Consider the following 17534-nt stretch of genomic DNA (forward strand, 5'->3'; position numbering starts at 1 on the left):
CCGGACCCATCCCGACCGACTTGGGGCGCGGACCCCGAGGGAGGACCCCGGCGTGATCCTGCTGCTGTCGACGTCCGACACCGACCTGCTCAGCGCGCGCGCCAGCGGCGCGGACTACCGGCTGGCCAACCCCTCCCGCACCGCGGTCGAGGACCTGCCCGGGCTCGCCGGCGGCGCCGACCTCGTCGTCGTGCGCTTCCTCGGCGCGTACCGCGACTGGCAGGACGGCCTCGACACGCTGCTGGCCACCGGCCTGCCCGTGGTGATCCTCGGCGGCGAGCAGGCCCCCGACGCCGAGCTGATGAGCCACTCCACGGTGCCGGCCGGCCTCGCCGCGCAGGCCCACGCCTACCTCGCCTTCGGCGGCCCGGCCAACCTCGCCGAGCTGCACCGGTTCCTCTCCGACACCGTCCTGCTGACCGGCCACGGCTTCGCCGCGCCGGTGGAGACCCCGGCCTGGGGCGTGCTGGAGCGCTCGGGCCGTCCAACTCCAGCCGGCGGCCCCGGGCCGGACGGCCCGACGGTCGCGGTCATCTACTACCGCGCGCACCACGTGGCCGGAAACACCGCGTTCGTCGAGCGCCTCTGCGACGCGATCGAGGCCGAGGGCGCCCGCGCGCTGCCGGTCTTCGCCGCCTCGCTGCGCACCGCGCCGCCGGAGCTGCTCGACACGCTGCGACGGGCCGACGCGCTGGTGGTGACCGTGCTCGCGGCCGGCGGCACCCGCCCGGCCGACGCCCAGGCCGGCGGCGAGGACGAGGCGTGGGACGTCGGCGCGCTCGCCGCCCTCGACGTGCCGATCCTGCAGGGCCTGTGCCTGACCAGCAGCCGCGACTCGTGGGATGGTAACGACGACGGGCTCTCGCCGCTGGACACCGCGACCCAGGTGGCGATCCCCGAGTTCGACGGGCGGCTCATCACGGTGCCGTTCTCGTTCAAGGAGATCGACGAGGACGGCCTCACCGTCTACGTCGCCGACCCCGAGCGCGCCGGCCGCGTCGCCGGGATCGCCGTCGCGCACGCACGCCTGCGCGGGCTGGCCGCCGCAGACAAGCGCGTGGTGGTCATGCTCAGCGCGTATCCGACCAAGCACTCGCGCATCGGCAACGCCGTCGGCCTCGACACGCCGGCCAGCGTCGTGCGGCTGCTCGAGGCGATGCAGCGGCAGGGGTACGACCTGGGCGAGGGCTTCCCCGCCGACGGCGACGCGCTGATCCACGAGCTCATCGCCGCGGGTGGCCAGGACGTCAACTGGCTGACCGAGGAGCAGCTGCGGGGCAACCCGGTGCGCATCTCCGCCGAGCGGTACGGCGCCTGGTTCGCCACCCTCCCCGAGGACCTGCGCGCCGCGATGGAGCGGCACTGGGGCCCGGCCCCCGGCGAGCTGTTCGTCGACCCCGCCACCGGCGACATCGTCCTGGCCGCGCTGCGCCGCGGCAACGTCGTCGTCATGGTCCAGCCGCCGCGCGGCTTCGGCGAGAACCCGGTCGCCATCTACCACGACCCCGACCTGCCGCCGAGCCACCACTACTTGGCCGCGTACCGCTGGCTTGCGGACTCGTCCGATGCTGGTTTCGGGGCGCACGCCGTCGTGCACGTCGGCAAGCACGGCAACCTCGAGTGGCTGCCGGGCAAGACCGTCGGCATGTCCGCCGGGTGCGGGTCCGACGCGGCGCTGGGCAACCTGCCGCTGATCTACCCGTTCCTGGTCAACGACCCGGGCGAGGGAACCCAGGCCAAGCGCCGCGCGCACGCCACGCTCGTGGACCACCTGGTGCCGCCGATGGCCCGCGCCGACAGCTACGGCGACATCGCCCGCCTGGAGCAGCTGCTCGACGAGCACGCCACGATCGCCGCGCTCGACCCGGCGAAGCTGCCCGCGATCCGGGCCCAGATCTGGACGCTGATCCAGGCCGCCCGCCTCGACCACGACCTCGGCCTCGCCGACCGGCCGCACGACGCCGAGTTCGACGACTTCCTGCTGCACGTCGACGGCTGGCTGTGCGAGGTCAAGGACGTGCAGATCCGCGACGGCCTGCACGTGCTGGGCCAGGCGCCGACCGGCGAGGCGCGCGTCGACCTGGTGCTGGCGATGCTGCGCGCCCGGCAGATGTGGGGCGGCCAGGTCGCCGCGCTGCCCGGCCTGCGCGAGGCGCTCGGCCTGTCCGAGTCCTCCGTGGATCGGCTGTCGGTGGATGCCGCGGAGGCCAAGGCCCGCGAGCTGGTCGCCGCGATGGAGGCACGGGACTGGGATACTTCGAACATTTCGGATCTTTCCGATAACCCGGACGTCGTCCGCGTGCTGCGCTTCGCCGCCGAGGAGATCGTGCCCCGGCTGGCGCGCACCACCGACGAGCTGACGATGGTGCTGCACGCTCTCGACGGCGGGTACGTGCCGGCCGGCCCGAGCGGATCGCCGCTGCGCGGCCTGATCAACGTGCTGCCGACCGGCCGTAACTTCTACTCCGTCGACCCGAAGGCGGTGCCGAGCCGGCTCGCGTGGGAGACGGGCCAGGCGATGGCCGAGTCGCTGCTCTCGCGGTACAAGACGGATCACGGCGAATGGCCGAAGTCCGTCGGCCTGTCCATGTGGGGCACCAGCGCCATGCGCACCGCCGGCGACGACATCGCCGAGGCGCTCGCGCTGCTGGGCGTCCGCCCGGTCTGGGACGACGCGTCCCGCCGCGTCACCAGCCTCGACCTCATCGACCTCGCCGAGCTGGGCCGCCCGCGCATCGACGTGACCATGCGCATCAGCGGCTTCTTCCGCGACGCCTTCCCGCACGTGGTGGCCCTGCTCGACGACGCGGTCCGGCTCGCCGCGAGCGCCGAGGAGCCCGCCGAGGACAACTACGTGCGCGCCCACGTGCAGGCCGACCTGAACGACCCGGCCGGGCACGGCGACGAGCGCCGCGCCACGCTGCGCGTCTTCGGCTCCAAGCCCGGCGCGTACGGCGCGGGCATCCTCCCGCTCATCGACAGCCGTAACTGGCGCGACGACCGGGACCTCGCCGAGGTCTACGCCGTGTGGGGCGGCTACGCGTACGGCCGCGGCGTCGACGGCGTCGAGGCGCGCGCCGACATGGAGGGCGCGTACCGCAGGATCAGCGTCGCGGTGAAGAACACCGACACCCGCGAGCACGACATCGCCGACTCCGACGACTACTTCCAGTACCACGGCGGCATGGTCGCCACGGTCCGCGCCCTGACCGGCCGGGCGCCGGCCGCCTACGTCGGCGACAGCACCAACCCCGACGCCGTGCGCACCCGCACGCTGAGCGAGGAGACCGCCCGGGTCTTCCGCGCCCGTGTGGTCAACCCCCGCTGGCTGGCCGCGATGCGCCGGCACGGCTACAAGGGCGCGTTCGAGCTCGCCGCGACGGTCGACTACCTCTTCGGCTTCGACGCCACCGCCGGCGTCGTGGCCGACTGGATGTACGAGAAGCTGGCCGAGTCCTACGTCTTCGACCCGGACAACCACAAGTTCCTCACCGACGCCAACCCGTGGGCGCTGCACGGCATCGCCGAGCGCCTGCTGGAGGCGGCCGACCGCGGCATGTGGGAGCACCCGGAGCCGGCCACGCTGGACGCCCTGCGCGAGGTCTACCTGCAGACCGAGGGCGACCTCGAGGACGACGCCTGACGGTCAGCTCCGCGCCGCGGTGACGGCGACGGTGGTGTACCGCATGGTGAAGGCACCGCCCGCCGCGTCGACGACGGCGCCGAAGCCCGCGAGGATCTCGGCCAGGGTGTCGCTCGGCAGGCGGCTCGCGCCGCCGGACGTCGGCACCTGGTCGAGCCACTCGTCGCGGGTGTACTCGCGCTCCCACGGGAAGCGCCGGTCCTCCGGCTCGCCGAACGCGCCGCCGGCCCGGATCGCCTCCGCCGGCCTGGCGGCGAGCTGCGCATAGTCGTCCCCGCTGAACGACCAGCGGTGCGTCATCGGCAGGTCGGGCACGACCCGGCGGCAGACCGCGGCGAAGCCCTCGGCCAGGTCGGGCGGCGGCTCGAACGCGTTCCAGAACAGCGCCAGCCGGCCGCCGGGCCGCAGCACCGCCGCCGCCTTCGCCGCGCCCGCGACCGGGTCGACCCAGTGCCAGGCCTGGCCGGCGACGAGCGCGTCGAAGCTGCGGCCGGCCGGCTCCCACGCCTCGATGGTGGCCACCTCGACGTCGAGCCCGTGCCGGCGGGCCTCCTCGGCCATGCGCGGATCGGGGTCGATGCCGAGCACCGTGCAGCCGGCCGCCTGGAACTGGCGCGCGACGATGCCGGTGCCGCAGCCGACGTCGAGGACGCTGCGGCCGGGACTCTCCGCGACGATCCGCTCGACCAGGGCATCCGGGTAGCTCGGCCGGGCGCGGTTGTAGCGCTCGGCGTCCGCGCCGAAGGACTCCGCTACCGTTCGAAGGCGATGGGGCTCGGCTTCGGGCGACGATGGAGTGGGCATGCGCCCACACTAGTGGGCAATCGCCCACTCTGCAACGGGAAGGGGCGCCGCCGTGCCGACGGGCATCGCCATCCGCGACGTGCGCGAGCAGCTGTTCGACGCCGCCGACCGCATCCTGCTGCGCGACGGGCCGAGTGGCCTGACCAGCCGCGCGGTCACCGCCGAGGCGGGCTGCGCCAAGGGCGTGCTGCACCGGCACTTCGAGGACTTCGACGCCTTCCTGGCGCAGTTCGTGCTCGACCGCGTCGACCGGATGGACGCCCAGGCCGCCGCCCTGCGCGGCGCCGCCGGCACCGGCACCGTCACGGACAACGTGAGCGGCGCGCTCGCCGCCGTGTTCGGCTCGGTCGCCGTGGCGATTGTCGCCCTGGTCACCTTCCGCGACGAGCTGCGCGCGCGGCTGCGCGAGACCTGGCCGGCCGGCGTCCCGGTGCTCACCGAGGCCGCCGTCATGTTCGCCGGGTACCTCGCCGCGGAGCGCGACCTGGGCCGCGTCGCCGCGGACGCCGACGTCGACACGCTCGGCGCCATGCTGGTCGGCTCCGGCCACCTGCTCTACGCCGACCGCACCGGCACGCCCCCGACCCCCGACGCCGTGCGCCGGGTCGTCGCCACCGTCCTGGCTGGTTGTTAGGCGGCCGGCCCGGGCCTCGAACAGCACGGGTGCGGCCGGCGCCACCATCACCTTGGGATATTCACATTCGTAGCTAAAACGGCTACCCTGCCCGCGGGAGCCGCGCGCGTTGACCGTTGTCCGATCCAGGTCCGATCGGACGTCAGCCGCGTCGCCGCCGCGCTCGGGAGCGTGGGCGGCGGGCGCGCATCCCGAGGAGTACCGATGCAACTTGCAACGACCGCCCGGCGGCTCGCCGTCGGGGCGCTGGTCGTCCTGACCACCGCGCTCGGCCTCGCCGTGCTCGACCGGCCGCAGCCCGCCTCGGCACACGGGTCGCTCACCGACCCGCCGTCACGCAACTACGGCTGCTGGGCCCGCTGGGGTTCGGACTTCCAGAACCCGCACATGGCCGACACCGACCCGATGTGTGCCCAGGCGTGGCAGGCTAACCCCAACACCATGTGGAACTGGAACGCCCTGTACCGCGAGGGCGTCGCCGGCAACCACCAGGCCGCCATTCCCGACGGCCAGCTGTGCAGCGGCGGCCGGACGCAGAACGGCTTCTACGCGTCGATGGACGCGGTCGGGCCGTGGGTCGCCGCCACGAAGCCGAACCGGTTCACGCTCACGCTGACCGACCAGGCCCAGCACGGCGCCGACTACCTGCTCATCTACATCACCAAGCAGGGCTTCGACCCGGCCACGCAGCCGTTGACGTGGAACAGCCTGGAGCTGGTCCAGCGCACCGCGCGGTACGCGCCGGCTGGGCAGTACCAGGCCCAGGTCGACGCCGGCACCCGCACCGGCCGGCACGTCATCTACACCATCTGGCAGGCCAGCCACATGGACCAGTCGTACTACCTGTGCAGCGATGTGATCTTCACCGGCCAGGGCGGCGGCGCGAGCGGCTCGCCGTCCGCGTCGGCCTCGCCGTCGCGCTCTTCGTCGCCGTCGGCGTCCGCCTCGCCGTCGCGCTCCGCCTCCGCCTCGCCCTCGCCCTCGCGCTCCACCTCGCCGTCGGCGTCGAGCCCGGCCCCGGCCGGCGGGTGCACGGCCGCGTACACCAAGACCAGCGAGTGGAACGGCGGCTTCGGCGCGGACGTGACCGTCACCGCAGGCTCGGCCGGGATCAGCGCGTGGACGGTGCGGATGACGTTCGCCAACGGCCAGACCATCACCAGCTCGTGGAACGCCACGCTGACCACGAGCGGGTCGACGGTCACCGCCACCAACGTCAGCTACAACGGCCGGTTGAGCCCGGGGCAGAGTACGAGCTTCGGCTTCAACGGCAGCTGGTCCGGCACGAACAATCCGCCGACCGTGACCTGCTCCGCCCAGTAGCCGGCCCGCCCGGTCACCGGATCCAGTGGTCGTAAGGATGCCGGCCCGGGCGGAACCCGGCGGACTCGGCCATGGTGGCGGCCTCGGCGAAACCGGCCGCCACCATGTCCGGGCGGTGGGCGTCGCTGCCGAAGCTCACTGCCGCGCCGCCCGCCTCACGCCACCAGCGCAGCAGGTCCGGCTCCAGGGTTCGGCGGGTGTTGACCTCCAGGGCGCGCCCGGTGCCGGCGAGGACGCGCAGCACCTCGCGGACCTCGTCCTCGAAGTCGGCGAGGCGGAACTCGTAGCCGGCGGGGAGGTAGCGCACCGGGTAGTCGAGGTGTGTCAGCGTCGAGAAGTCGCCGCACGTCTCGATCATGCGGATCGTCTCGGCGAAGTAGTCGCGCAGGACCTCGGGGACCCCGCGCAGCGCGTACTCGTCCTCGACCAGGCGGTGCTGGCCGTCGACGCTGAGGGAGTGCAGCGAGCCGATGACGCGCTCGAAGGGGGCGCTCGCGAGCAGCGCCGCGCTCTGCCCGGCGAACCAGTGCGGCTCGCCGAGCTCGACGCCGGTGATGATCTTCAGGGAGGGGTACTTCGCGCGGCACCGGTCGACCGCCTCCAGGTATCCGGCCACGTCCAGCGGCGGCGGGGCCAGGTGCGTGGGGTCGGCGAGGTGGCGGGTCAGGCGCTGCGGCAGAAGCGCCGCGTCGACGGTCCAGGACACGAAGTCGGTGTGCTCGGTGAACGCGATCGCCGGCAGGCCGAGCTCGACCGCCCGGGCGCACGAGCCGTCCATGTCCCCGGTCGTGGTGTCCCACGAGAACTGGGTGTGGGTGTGCAGGTCGGCGGGAAGTTGATCTCGGCTCACGGCGAGCATGGTGTCACGCCCTGGTGACCAGGCCCTCCTCGGGCACCCCGTACATCGGGGTCACCATCGCCCGGAACCCGCCGCCGTCGGCGCGGTCAGGCCACGGTAGGGCGGGCCAAGATCTCGCCGTGCAGTATGGACAGCCATCCGTCACCATCGGCGGCCCAGCGCCGCCAGCCGTCGGCGAGGCGGTCCAGCTCCTCCTGCGGTACACCGGCGTCCAGAGCCTGCCGGGCCATCGCCGAGGTGCGCACCCGGTCCGCCCACATGCCGCCCCACCAGGCGCGGTCCTCGTCGTCGGCGAAGCACCAGGTGCTCGACGTGGCGGTGACCTCGGTGAAGCCGGCGTCGCGGGCCCAGACCGCCAGCCGCCGCCCGGCGTCGGGCTCGCCGCCGTTGGCGCGGGCCATCCGCTGGTACAGCGCCATCCAGTCGTCCAGCTCGGGCACCCGCGGATACCACACGAACCCGGCGTAGTCGCTGTCGCGCGCGGCCACGTAGCCGCCCGGCGGCTTGCACACCCGGTGCATCTCGCGCAGCGCCAGCACCGGGTCGGCGACGTGCTGCAGCACCTGGTGGGCGTGCACGACGCAGAACGTGTCGTCGGGGAATGGCAGCGCGTGCACGTCGCCCCGCACGACCTCGGCGTTGCCGACCCCGGCCAGCCCGTCGCGGGCCACACCGACCGCCTCCTCGGTGACCTCCAGCGCGGTCACGTGGGCCACCCGGGCGGCCAGGTCGCGGGTGATCGTCGCCGGCCCGGCCCCGACGTCCAGGACCTTCATGCCGTCGTTGAGCACCGGCAGCAGGTAGGCGGCCGAGTTCTCGGCGGTGCGCCAGCGGTGGGAGCGCAGGACCGACTCGTGGTGTCCGTGGGTGTAGACGTTCGTTGGCATGTCCCGGACTGTAGTATTCGCTTCTCATCATTCGGTACAACAATCCCGTTTTTTGGGATCGTGAATGACCGGATCGGTCCGGTCGGCGGCCGGGGCCGGCCTGGTGCCGGGCCGCCGCCGGGCGCACTATCGGTGCATGCGAAGCGCACTGCTCATCATCGACATCCAGGAATCCTTCCGGCAGCGGCCCAACTGGGCGGCCGTGTCCAACCCCGGCATCGCGGCGACCGTCGCGCCGCTGGTCGCCGACGCCCGCGAGCGCGGCGACCTCGTGGTCTGGGTCCTGCACGCCGAGCCGGGCACCGGCAACGTGTTCGACCCGGCGGCCGGGCACGACTTCGTGCGGTACCAGGAGGGCCTCGAGCCCCGGCCCGGCGAGCCGCAGCTGGTCAAGACCTCCGCGAACGCGTTCACCACGACCGGGCTGCAGCAGCTGCTCACCACCGAGGGCATCCGGCACCTGATCGTGACCGGCATCCAGACCGAGCTGTGCTGCGAGACCACCACCCGGGTGGCCGGCGACCTCGGGTACGACGTCACGTTCGTCACCGAGGCGACCGCCACGTTCCCGATCGCCCACCGCGACGAGCGCGACCTGCCCTTCGCCGACATCCTCGCCAGCCCCCGGACCCTGAGCACGGCGGACGTCATCGCCCGCACGGAATATGCTCTGGCCGGCCGTTTCGCCACCGTCGCGACCGTCAAGGAGGTACTCGCCCGGTGAGGGTCGCCTTCCTGCTCGTGCCGCAGGTGCACCTGCTCGACCTGGCCGGACCCGCGCAGGTGTTCTCCACCGTGCGCGACCTCGGCCTGGGCTACGAGCTGCACTACGTGGCCGAGCGGGAGGAGGTGCCGACGGCGCAGGGCGTGCCGGTGCGCGCCCGCGTCGAGTGGCCCGCGCTGGCGCCGGAGGACCTGCTGCTGGTCCCCGGCTGGCGCGGCAGCCGGTTCGGCACCCACGGCGTGCTGACCGGATCGACCCGCGCCAGGATCGCCGAGCACCACCGTCGCGGCGGCACCGTGGCGAGCGTCTGCGCCGGCGCCGACGCGCTGGGGCAGGCCGGGCTGCTGGACGGGCGGCGCTGCACGACCCACCATGCGCTGCAGGACCATCTGGCCGAGCGCTATCCGGCCGCCCGCGTGGTGCGCGACGTGCTCTACGTCGTCGACGAGCGGGTCGTCACCTCGGCCGGCATCGCCAGCGGCATCGATCTGGCGCTGCACCTGGTGGCGACCCGGCACGGCCCCGCGGTCGCGGCCGGGGTGGCGCGCGAGATGGTGGTGTACGCCCGGCGCAACGGCGACGCGCCGCAGACCAGCGTCATGCTGCGCCACCGCGACCACCTGTCCGACGCGGTACACCGGGTGCAGGACCTCATCGACGGGCGCTTCACCGAGCGGCTGCCGCTGCGCGACCTGGCCGGCGCGGCGGGCGTGAGCGAGCGGACCCTGACCCGCGCATTCGGCGAGGCGACGGGCCTGACGCCGCTGCGCTACCAGCAGCTGCTGCGCCTGGAACGCGCCGAGCACCTGATCGGCCACGGCGCGACCGTGGAGGCCGCGGCGCGGGCGGCCGGCTTCGAGGACGCGCGGATGCTGCGGCGTTTGCGTTCAAGACATCAGGACTCCGGTCCGTGCAACGTGCGACCGTTCCTCCCGTGAGACACCGGTCGACGCTGGCGCGTCTTCCTGCCAGGTCCGCGGTGCCAAGAGCAGACAAACGGCGACGGCCGCCGGGCGGGTGCCCGGCGGCCGTCTGAGTTGGTGCGGGTTACGGGTTGATGGTGATCGTGAACGTGCTGGTGGTGTTGCGGATGTTCTCCGCGTTGTTGGACAGGGTGAGGTGGTTGAACGTCACCGAGCCGACCGCCGGGCCCTGGCCGGCCTCGGGCATCTCGTTGGCCCAGATGCCGATGCCGGACTTCGCGTCGAACGCGTCACCGCTGCGCTTCGCGCCGCTGATGCTCACGTTGGTGAACACCGTGTCGGTGATCGGGTTCTCCGGCGAGCTTCCGGTGTACTTCGTCTGGAACATGATGCCCTGGTAGGTCGGGTCGACGATGTCCACATCGGACACCCGGATGCCGCGGAACACCTTCGAGGCCGAGAAGCACCAGATCGCGCCGAATGCCTGAGCTCCCCAGAAGTGCCCGCCGTCGCGTACGAGCGAGACGTTCTGGATCGTCGTCGGCGTCGAGCCGGGGCCGAAGCCGACGAACGGGTAGCCGAAGTCCAGCGAGCTGATCGTGATGGCGGAGTACGTCAGCATGTCCGCGATGTACATGTTGCGGAACGTGTTGCTGTACCCGCCGTAGACCGCGAAGCCGGCCGCACGCCAGGTGAGCGTGGCGGACAGGTTCTCCCACAGGTTGTCGTGGTTGCCCACCGAGCCGCCGCCGTCGGTCGCGGAGAACAGCGCGAACGAGTCGTCACCCGTGGTACGGGCGTCGATGTTGTTCAGGTGGGTGTTGGTCGTGTCGTTGGTGAAGTTGATGCCGTCGGCGAACGTGTCACGGATGCGGCTGTTGCTGATGTTGATGCCGCTGTTGTGCACGCCCCAGTACATGCAGACGGTGTGCTCGACCCAGACGTTGTCGATCGTCAGGTTCTGGTTGTCCTTGAGCTCGCCCCAGACCTTCCCGGGCCCGTCGATGCGCTCGACGTAGTTGCCGAAGAACGCCAGGTTCTTGAAGGTGGAGCCGTTCGCCGAGGTCTCGACCCGGAAGCCCGCGTCGGTGTTCTGCTGGTCCTGCGGCGTGAAGAACTTCGTGTACCACGGCCCGGCCCCGACGACCTGCAGCGCCTTGCCGTAGATGCTGAACTTGCCGGTGGTGGTGTAGGTGCCCGCCGGCAGGTAGACGCCCACGGCCGTGCTGCTCTGCCGCGCGGTGTCGAACGCGTTCTGCACGTCCTGCTGCGTGAAGCCGGCCGGCGTGATGTAGGTGGCCGGGTTCGGGTTGGCGATCGGGGCGACCTGCTCCAGGTTGATGAAGTCGACCGCGAACGTGCCGCTGTTGGCGGCGTCCTTCTGCAGCTTGATCGTGTGGCCGGCCTGGACGGTGCTGTCCAGCATGATGTTGGCCTCGTCGTAGATGTGCCGCGGGCCGCTGCCGGGGGAGTTGGTCGGCGACGCCTCGTTGCCGTACAACCACGCGAACTTCGACGTCAGCGGGATCGCCTTGGCGAACGTCCCGTCGACGTAGATGTTGAGCGACGAGGTGGTGCCGTCCGGGATCGAGAACCGGACCACCAGCGTGTTGGTGCTGGCCCGGGTCGTCCACTGCACGTACGAGCCCGTCGAGTTCAGCGTGACGGCCTTGCGGCCGGACGCCTCGCCCGCGATGTCGCCGATGGTGCGGTTCGGCCCGACGACCTGCGCGCCGCCGCCGACGGTACCGTCCTCGGCCTCGTACATGTCGTACGGCATGTTCGCGCCGCGCCCGACGAACATCGAGTCGTCGGTGGTGTTATTGGCCTGCTTGACGGACAGCTCGTTGGTGTCCGCGGCGAGCACGGTGTGCACCGTGTACTTGCCGTTGACCGCGGTCCACGTGCCGAGCGTGATCACCGGCGAGCTGGCGCCCGCGTTGATCGTGCCGGTGTAGGAGCCGGTGAGCGTCTTGACCGTCGCGCCGGTCGAGTCCAGCACGGTCAGCGTCACGCCGTGCGCGCCGCTGCCCGAGGCGATGGTGCCCTGGTTCTTGATGACCACGGTGAAGGTGACCGTGTTGCCCGCCGACGGATTGCTCGGCGACCAGGCCACCGGCGCGGCGATCAGGTCGGAGCTCTGCACCGGCGCCACGACCAGGCTGGTGCTGCTGGTGAACGAGTTGTTGGTCTTGTCGGTCTCGATGACCAAGTTGCTCTCGTCGACCTTCGCGCTCACCGTGTACGTGCCCGCGGTGCGCGGGCCGATGTTCGCGGTGAACGTGTTCTGTGCGCCGGCCGCCAGGGCCGTCACGTTCGCGGTGCCGGCCAGGACCGTGCCCTGCGCGTTGGTGAGGTAGAAGTTGACGGTCGTCGCGCCCGAGGCCGCGGTCCCGCCGTTCTTCACCGTCGCGGTGAGGTTCACCGAGTCGGTCTCCACCGGCGACGCGGGCGAGGCCGTGATCCCGGTGATCAGCAGGTCGGGGTTGGGCGCCGCGGTACCGAAGACCTGGAACTCGGCGACCTGGCCCGAGGGGGCGCCGGTGTTGGAGTTGAACTTCAGCTGGACGTCGGCGACGCGGGCGGAGACGGTGATGTCCACCGAGTTGCCGGTCGCCGGGTCCCAGCGGTAGTCCGCCGCCGAGACCAGGTTGGTGAACCCGGTCGCGCTCTGCTCGCGGCCGAGCACCTGCAGGTTCTGGGTCCGGGCGCCCCACGCGCTGCTCGGGTCGAGCTTGAGCGTGATCTTGGTGATGTCCTGGTTGGCGCCGAGGTGGACGGTGAGGGTCGCCGGGTAGCCGGCCGCGCCCTCCCAGTAGGTGGTGACGCTGTTGTCGTTGGCGTTGGACGGCACGAACGTGAAGACCGAGCCGTTGGCGTCGATCGGCTTGCCCAGCGCCACGTTGGTGCCGGGGTTGCCGCCGCTGCCGGTGCGGGTGACCGTGTTGCTGGCCGCGGAGGCGTTGCCGGCGGCGTCGCGGGCCTTCACGTAGTACGACACCGTCGCCGTGTCCGGCTGGTTGTCCGTGTAGGTCAGCACGTTGCCCGCGACGCTGGCGCGCAGCGAGTTGTTCGCGTAGATGTCGTAGCCGGTGACGCCAACGTTGTCGGTGGAGGCGGTCCAGGTGAGCTTGATCTGGCCGCTGGCCGGCTGGGTGTAGGCGAGGTTGCCGGGCGCGGTCGGCGGCTGCGTGTCCGGCGTGGTGCCGGTGCGGGTCACCGTGTTGCTGGCCGGCGACTGGTTGCCGGCGGCGTCACGCGCGATGACGTAGTAGGAGACCGTCGCCGTGTCGGGCTGGCTGTCGGTGTACGTCAGCACGTTGCCGGCCACGCTGGTGCGCAGGGCGCTGTTGGCGTAGATGTCGTAGCCGGTGACTCCGACGTTGTCGGTGGAGGCGGTCCAGGTGAGCTTGATCTGGCCGCTGGCCGGCTGGGTGTAGGCGAGGTTGCCCGGCGCGGTCGGCGGCTGGGTGTCACCCGTCGACGGGCCGTAGACCTCCAGCTCGGAGATCTGCGCCGCTTGCCAGCCGGTGTTGGCCGTGATGTTGACCCGGATGTAGCGGGCCGTGGTCTGGGTGAACGGGATGGTCACGGTGTTCGCGCTGCCGGGAGCGAAGTTGTACCCCATGGAGGCGACGATGTCGGTGAAGGAGCTGCCGGTGGTGCTGCTCTGGACCGAGAGGGTCTCGGTGCGGGCTCCCCAGGAGGCGGGCAGCTTCAGCGCGACCGAGTTGACCGGCACCGCCGAGCCCAGGTCGACCTGCAGCCACTGCGGGAAGCTGTTGTTCGTGCCCTCCCAGTAGCTGTTCTGGTCGCCGTCGCCCGCGTTGGCCGCCACGTACTGGCCGTTGGCGCTGCTGGAGCTGAACGGCTTGCCGGCGGCCAGGTTGGTGGTGGAGGTCGACACGCCGTAGATCTCGAACTCGGAGATCTGCGCGGCCGGCCAGCCGGTGTTGGCGGTGAAGTTCAGCCGGACGTACCGCGTGTTCGTCGCGGTGAGGCCGATCGTGACCGTGTTGTGCGTGGCCGGGTTGAACACGTAGCCGGCCGAGCCGAGGATCGTGGTGAAGCTGGTGCCGTCGTTGCTGCCGGTGATCGACAGCGTCTGCGTGCGGGTCTGCCAGGAGGAGAGGTCGGGCAGCTTCAGGACGATCTGGTCGATGTTCTTGGCGCTGCCCAGGTCGATCTGCGCCCACTGGGGCCAGGAGTTGTTGGCGCTCTCCCAGTAGGTGGCCTGGTTGCCGTCGTTGATGTTGCCGATGCCGTTCGCGCCGTTGGTGCTGCTGGAGGTGGCGGTGCGGCCACTGGCGAGGTTGGGGCCGCCGGCGGCCTGCGCCGGCAGTGTCTGCGCCGTCACCGCGACGAGGGTGGCCACGGCGAACGCCGCGAGCACCCTTCGCGTCACGAGCCTTTTGCTCATCGGGTTCCTTCGTCGTGTCTGCTCATGCGTCCGAGCGGGGGTGTGGTGGTGCGGGGGCGTGGCGACGCGTGCGGACGGACGGTGACTCGACCTGCGACCCGCGATGACGGGGTTGGGCGCATCGGGCGAAGCTTTGGCGTGGGTCGGCGTCGGTTCGCCGGACGGCTTCCCCCACGGGTGGCGGAGGGGTTGGCGGTGCGGTCCGGCGGTGCGGTCCTGTGCGGTGGCGGCCACGTGAACACGGTCGATGGCGGTCGGGGTCTCACAGCGGTCGCGCGGGTGGTGCGCGACCGTGGGGCTGCAGGTGCCACTGCACAGGGGTTGGCCTCTCCGTAGGCGGAGGTGGTGGTGATCGAGCCGGTTGGCGGTACGGCTGCGATCGAGTTGCGGAGAGTAGCGTAAGTCTGTCGAGCAGTTGTAGGAATCTTGCACTGCGTTGCGCCAAATGTTGCAGACTCGCTACCGGCTCGTCAACGGTCTGGACGTTTCGAGTCGCGCGAACAGTGATATCGGTCTTTGGTTGTGTGCCATCCCGTGGGGTTGTTGCGTTGGATCGTGCGCGGCTGCTGTGGACTCGCGCGCCCACTTTCGAAACGTTCCTGATTCGTTGCCCGTAGGTCTGGTGTTGCCGGGATGTTTCGTGGTTCATTCGTCGGACGAACCGACGAATGAGGCGCGTCGATGCGGCTGATTCGCGGACTTTGTCGGAGCGGCCGGCCGGACTTTCGTCGGATCGCTGGAGAGGCGTCAATGCCGCTGCAGACGGCACGGCGCCGGGGGAGGGCTGCGATGGTGAACAAGGAGCGCGCCGGAGCCGGGTCCGCCGAGGAGCCGACCGACCAGCTCGCCCTCCGCCGGACCAACCTGGCCCGCACGCTGCGGCACATCCGCGCCAACGGGCCGCGCTCGCGGGCCGCGATCGCCGCGGCCACCGGCCTGCACAAGGCGACCGTGTCCAGCCTGGTCGACGAGCTGCTCGCCCGGCGGCTGGTCCGCGAGATCGGCGCCGAGCATTCCGGCGGGGCCGGGCGGCCCGGGCGCGGGATCGCGCTGAGCCCCGACGTCGGCGCCGTCGGCATCGAGATCAACGTGGACTATCTGGCCGTGCACGGCAGCGACCTGACCGGCCGTACCGTGATCGAGAAGCGGATCAGCTTCGACGCCATGCACCGCGACGTGGAGCGCTGCCTCGACGACCTGACCGAGGCGGCCCGGCGGTCCCTGGCGGAGCTGGTGCGCCGCGGGGTGACCCCGGTCGGGCTCACCGTCGCGGTGCCCGGCCTCGTCGACGTGGCGCGCGGGGTGGTCGTGCTCGCGCCCAACCTGGGCTGGCGGGACGTGCCGGTCGCCGCCCGGCTCGCGCACGGGCTCGCGCCGGGGCTGTGGATCGGCGTGGACAACGACGCCAACCTGGCCGCGCTCGCGGAGTACACCTGGGGCGTCGCGGCCGGGACCGACGACCTGGTCTACCTCACCGGCGAGGTCGGCGTCGGCGGCGGCGTGATCGTCAACGGCCGGCTGCTGCGCGGCGCCGACGGCTTCTCCGGCGAGGTCGGCCACCTGCCCGTCGAGCCCGGCGGCGACCCCTGCGGCTGCGGCCGGGTCGGCTGCTGGGAGACCAAGGTCGGCCTCGCCGAGCTGGTCCGCCGGGCCACCCCCGACGCCGCGTACGGCCCCGGCGACGGCCCGATCCCCGACCCGCAGGAGCGCATCGCCGAGATCTCCCGCCGCCTCGCCGCCGACGACCGCGCCGCGGCCGACGCCGTCGCCGAGGTGGGCCGCTGGCTCGGCCACGGCGGCGCGATCCTGGTCAACCTGTTCAACCCGCGGGTGATCGTGCTCGGCGGATACTTCGCCGAACTCGCCGACCACCTCATCCCGTCGGCACAGGCCAACCTGGCCCGGCTCGCGGTCGCCTCCACCGCCGCCCGCTGCCACTTCGTCGCCTCGCACCTGGGCTTCACCGCCGCCGCCCGCGGCGCCGCCGGCGTCGTCGTCCAGCGCATGATCGAAGACCCGACCGCCGTGACGCTGACCGCCCCACCCCCACTCGCCGGCGTCCGCTGAGCGGCGGACCCCTTTCGGCGTACCGGCTCGTACGCCTGTTCGAAATCGGGTAGACTTCGAGGCATGATTGACCTCGCGTACCAGCCGTCGATGTTCGACATCGCGGGCCCCTCCCTGGGGTCGCTCACCGGCCAGGTCACGCGCCATCAGCTGAGCCGCGGGGCCTGGGTCGATCACCTGCCGGGCTGGGTGCTCGGCTCCGACGCGATCCTGCAGACCCTGCTGCACGACGTCGACTGGCGCGCCGAACGCCGCAAGATGTATGACGACGTGGTCGACGTGCCGCGCCTGCTGCGGTGGTATCCGGCCGAGGAGACCCTGCCGCACCCGCTGCTCACCGAGGCGCGGCGCCGCCTGACCGTGCACTACGTCGAGGAGCTCGGCGAGCCGTTCATGACCGCCGGCATGTGCCTCTATCGCGACGGGCGCGACAGCGTCGCGTGGCACGGCGACACGATCGGGCGCGGGGCTCGGTTCGACACCATGGTCGCGATCGTGTCGTTCGGGTCGCCGCGGACGCTGCTGCTGCGGCCGCGCGGCGGGGGCGACAGCATCCGGTTCCCGCTCGGGCACGGGGACCTGATCGTGATGGGCGGGTCGTGCCAGCGAACGTGGGAGCACGCGATCCCGAAGACGGCTCGTCCGGTGGGTCCTCGGGTGAGTGTGCAGTTCCGGCCGGCGGGGGTGGCGTAGCGCGGGCCGGGGACCACACAGCCCGGCACCCCGGTCCATAACGCCCGGCGGCTGCTTGCCATCTGGGACATCGACAACCAGCGCCAGCCCGCTCAGAGGCGCGTCAGTTCACGGCGGGTGACTTGGCGGGTGAATGCCCGTATCGTGAGAGCGGCTCGGATCCTGGAAGGTGAGCCGCATGACCGTCGATCGTTTCGCCGTGTTTCCGGAGTTGCACGTCACCGTCGAGCCGTTGCCCGGCCAGGCGTTGCGCGTGCGGGCCGCGGGGGATGTGACGGTCGAGAACGTCGCAGAGCTGCGCAGCGTGCTGTTCCGGGCCATCGACGACGTGCGGGCGCGGGCCGTCGAGGTCGACCTCGGGCTCGTGACGTTCATCGACTCGACCGCGATCGGCAAGCTCGTCTCGGCGCGGGCGCACGCGATCAACAGCGGCAGCGACCTCTGGATCGTCAACCCCAGCCCGGGCGTGCGGCGGGTGCTGAGCCTGCTCGGGCTGCTGGAGACCCTGTGCACGCCGACCGGCACGAGCGGCTGGGCGCCGCCGAAGTCCGCCTGAG

Annotated in this window: 12 protein-coding genes; 8 read left to right on the forward strand and 4 right to left on the reverse strand. The window is 71.9% G+C overall.

All coding sequences use genetic code 11. From position 1 onward, the window contains the following. Nucleotides 1-52: 52 nt before the first annotated feature. Nucleotides 53-3643 (forward strand): cobaltochelatase subunit CobN, encoded by a 3591-nt coding sequence (gene cobN / locus ACGFI8_RS16370; RefSeq protein WP_392805213.1) that lies wholly within the window; start codon nucleotides 53-55, stop codon nucleotides 3641-3643. A 3-nt stretch (nucleotides 3644-3646) separates the two neighbouring features. On the opposite strand, the gene ACGFI8_RS16375 is transcribed toward cobN, so the two are convergent. Continuing rightward, nucleotides 3647-4447, reverse strand: coding sequence for a class I SAM-dependent methyltransferase (locus tag ACGFI8_RS16375; RefSeq protein WP_392805215.1), 801 nt, complete (start codon nucleotides 4445-4447; stop codon nucleotides 3647-3649). A gap of 52 nt (nucleotides 4448-4499) precedes the next feature. Here ACGFI8_RS16375 and ACGFI8_RS16380 point away from each other — a divergent pair, with 52 nt between their 5' ends. Both ACGFI8_RS16380 and ACGFI8_RS16385 read left to right on the forward strand, forming a co-directional pair. Further along, entirely contained in the window at nucleotides 4500-5081 is a 582-nt protein-coding gene (locus ACGFI8_RS16380; protein ID WP_392805217.1) for a TetR family transcriptional regulator, read from the forward strand. Nucleotides 5082-5285: 204 nt separating this feature from the next. Continuing rightward, nucleotides 5286-6404, forward strand: coding sequence for a lytic polysaccharide monooxygenase (locus tag ACGFI8_RS16385; protein WP_392805220.1), 1119 nt, complete (start codon nucleotides 5286-5288; stop codon nucleotides 6402-6404). Between the two features lie 13 nt (nucleotides 6405-6417). Here ACGFI8_RS16385 and ACGFI8_RS16390 read toward each other — a convergent pair whose 3' ends face one another. Together ACGFI8_RS16390 and ACGFI8_RS16395 are read right to left on the reverse strand one after the other, a co-directional pair. Then, complete coding sequence (locus ACGFI8_RS16390; protein WP_392805222.1) at nucleotides 6418-7254, reverse strand: histidinol-phosphatase HisJ family protein; 837 nt, start codon at nucleotides 7252-7254, stop codon at nucleotides 6418-6420. 95 nt (nucleotides 7255-7349) lie between these two features. Then, a complete protein-coding gene (locus tag ACGFI8_RS16395) occupies nucleotides 7350-8150 on the reverse strand; it encodes a methyltransferase domain-containing protein (RefSeq protein ID WP_392805225.1) in 801 nt (266 codons plus the stop codon). A 136-nt stretch (nucleotides 8151-8286) separates the two neighbouring features. Here ACGFI8_RS16395 and ACGFI8_RS16400 point away from each other — a divergent pair, with 136 nt between their 5' ends. Beyond that, nucleotides 8287-8874, forward strand: coding sequence for a cysteine hydrolase family protein (locus ACGFI8_RS16400; protein WP_392805226.1), 588 nt, complete (start codon nucleotides 8287-8289; stop codon nucleotides 8872-8874). Further along, nucleotides 8871-9812 (forward strand): GlxA family transcriptional regulator, encoded by a 942-nt coding sequence (locus tag ACGFI8_RS16405; RefSeq protein ID WP_392805228.1) that lies wholly within the window; start codon nucleotides 8871-8873, stop codon nucleotides 9810-9812. Before ACGFI8_RS16400 ends, ACGFI8_RS16405 begins: the two co-directional genes overlap by 4 nt. A 109-nt stretch (nucleotides 9813-9921) precedes the next feature. On the opposite strand, the gene ACGFI8_RS16410 is transcribed toward ACGFI8_RS16405, so the two are convergent. After that, complete coding sequence (locus ACGFI8_RS16410) at nucleotides 9922-14217, reverse strand: discoidin domain-containing protein (RefSeq protein ID WP_392805231.1); 4296 nt, start codon at nucleotides 14215-14217, stop codon at nucleotides 9922-9924. Between the two features lie 789 nt (nucleotides 14218-15006). Between ACGFI8_RS16410 and ACGFI8_RS16415 the strand changes: the two genes are divergently transcribed. The 3 genes from ACGFI8_RS16415 to ACGFI8_RS16425 all read left to right on the forward strand — a co-directional run bounded on the left by ACGFI8_RS16415 (nucleotide 15007) and on the right by ACGFI8_RS16425 (nucleotide 17533). Then, nucleotides 15007-16284, forward strand: coding sequence for an ROK family protein (locus ACGFI8_RS16415; RefSeq protein WP_392805234.1), 1278 nt, complete (start codon nucleotides 15007-15009; stop codon nucleotides 16282-16284). Nucleotides 16285-16347: 63 nt separating this feature from the next. After that, the gene (locus ACGFI8_RS16420; RefSeq protein WP_392805236.1) at nucleotides 16348-16977 is read left to right on the forward strand and encodes an alpha-ketoglutarate-dependent dioxygenase AlkB; all 630 of its coding nucleotides are present in this window, start codon (nucleotides 16348-16350) and stop codon (nucleotides 16975-16977) included. A gap of 178 nt (nucleotides 16978-17155) precedes the next feature. Continuing rightward, complete coding sequence (locus ACGFI8_RS16425; protein ID WP_392805239.1) at nucleotides 17156-17533, forward strand: STAS domain-containing protein; 378 nt, start codon at nucleotides 17156-17158, stop codon at nucleotides 17531-17533. Nucleotide 17534: the final 1 nt, after the last annotated feature.

Source organism: Dactylosporangium sp. NPDC048998 (assembly GCF_043197855.1).
GTDB lineage: Bacteria > Actinomycetota > Actinomycetes > Mycobacteriales > Micromonosporaceae > Dactylosporangium.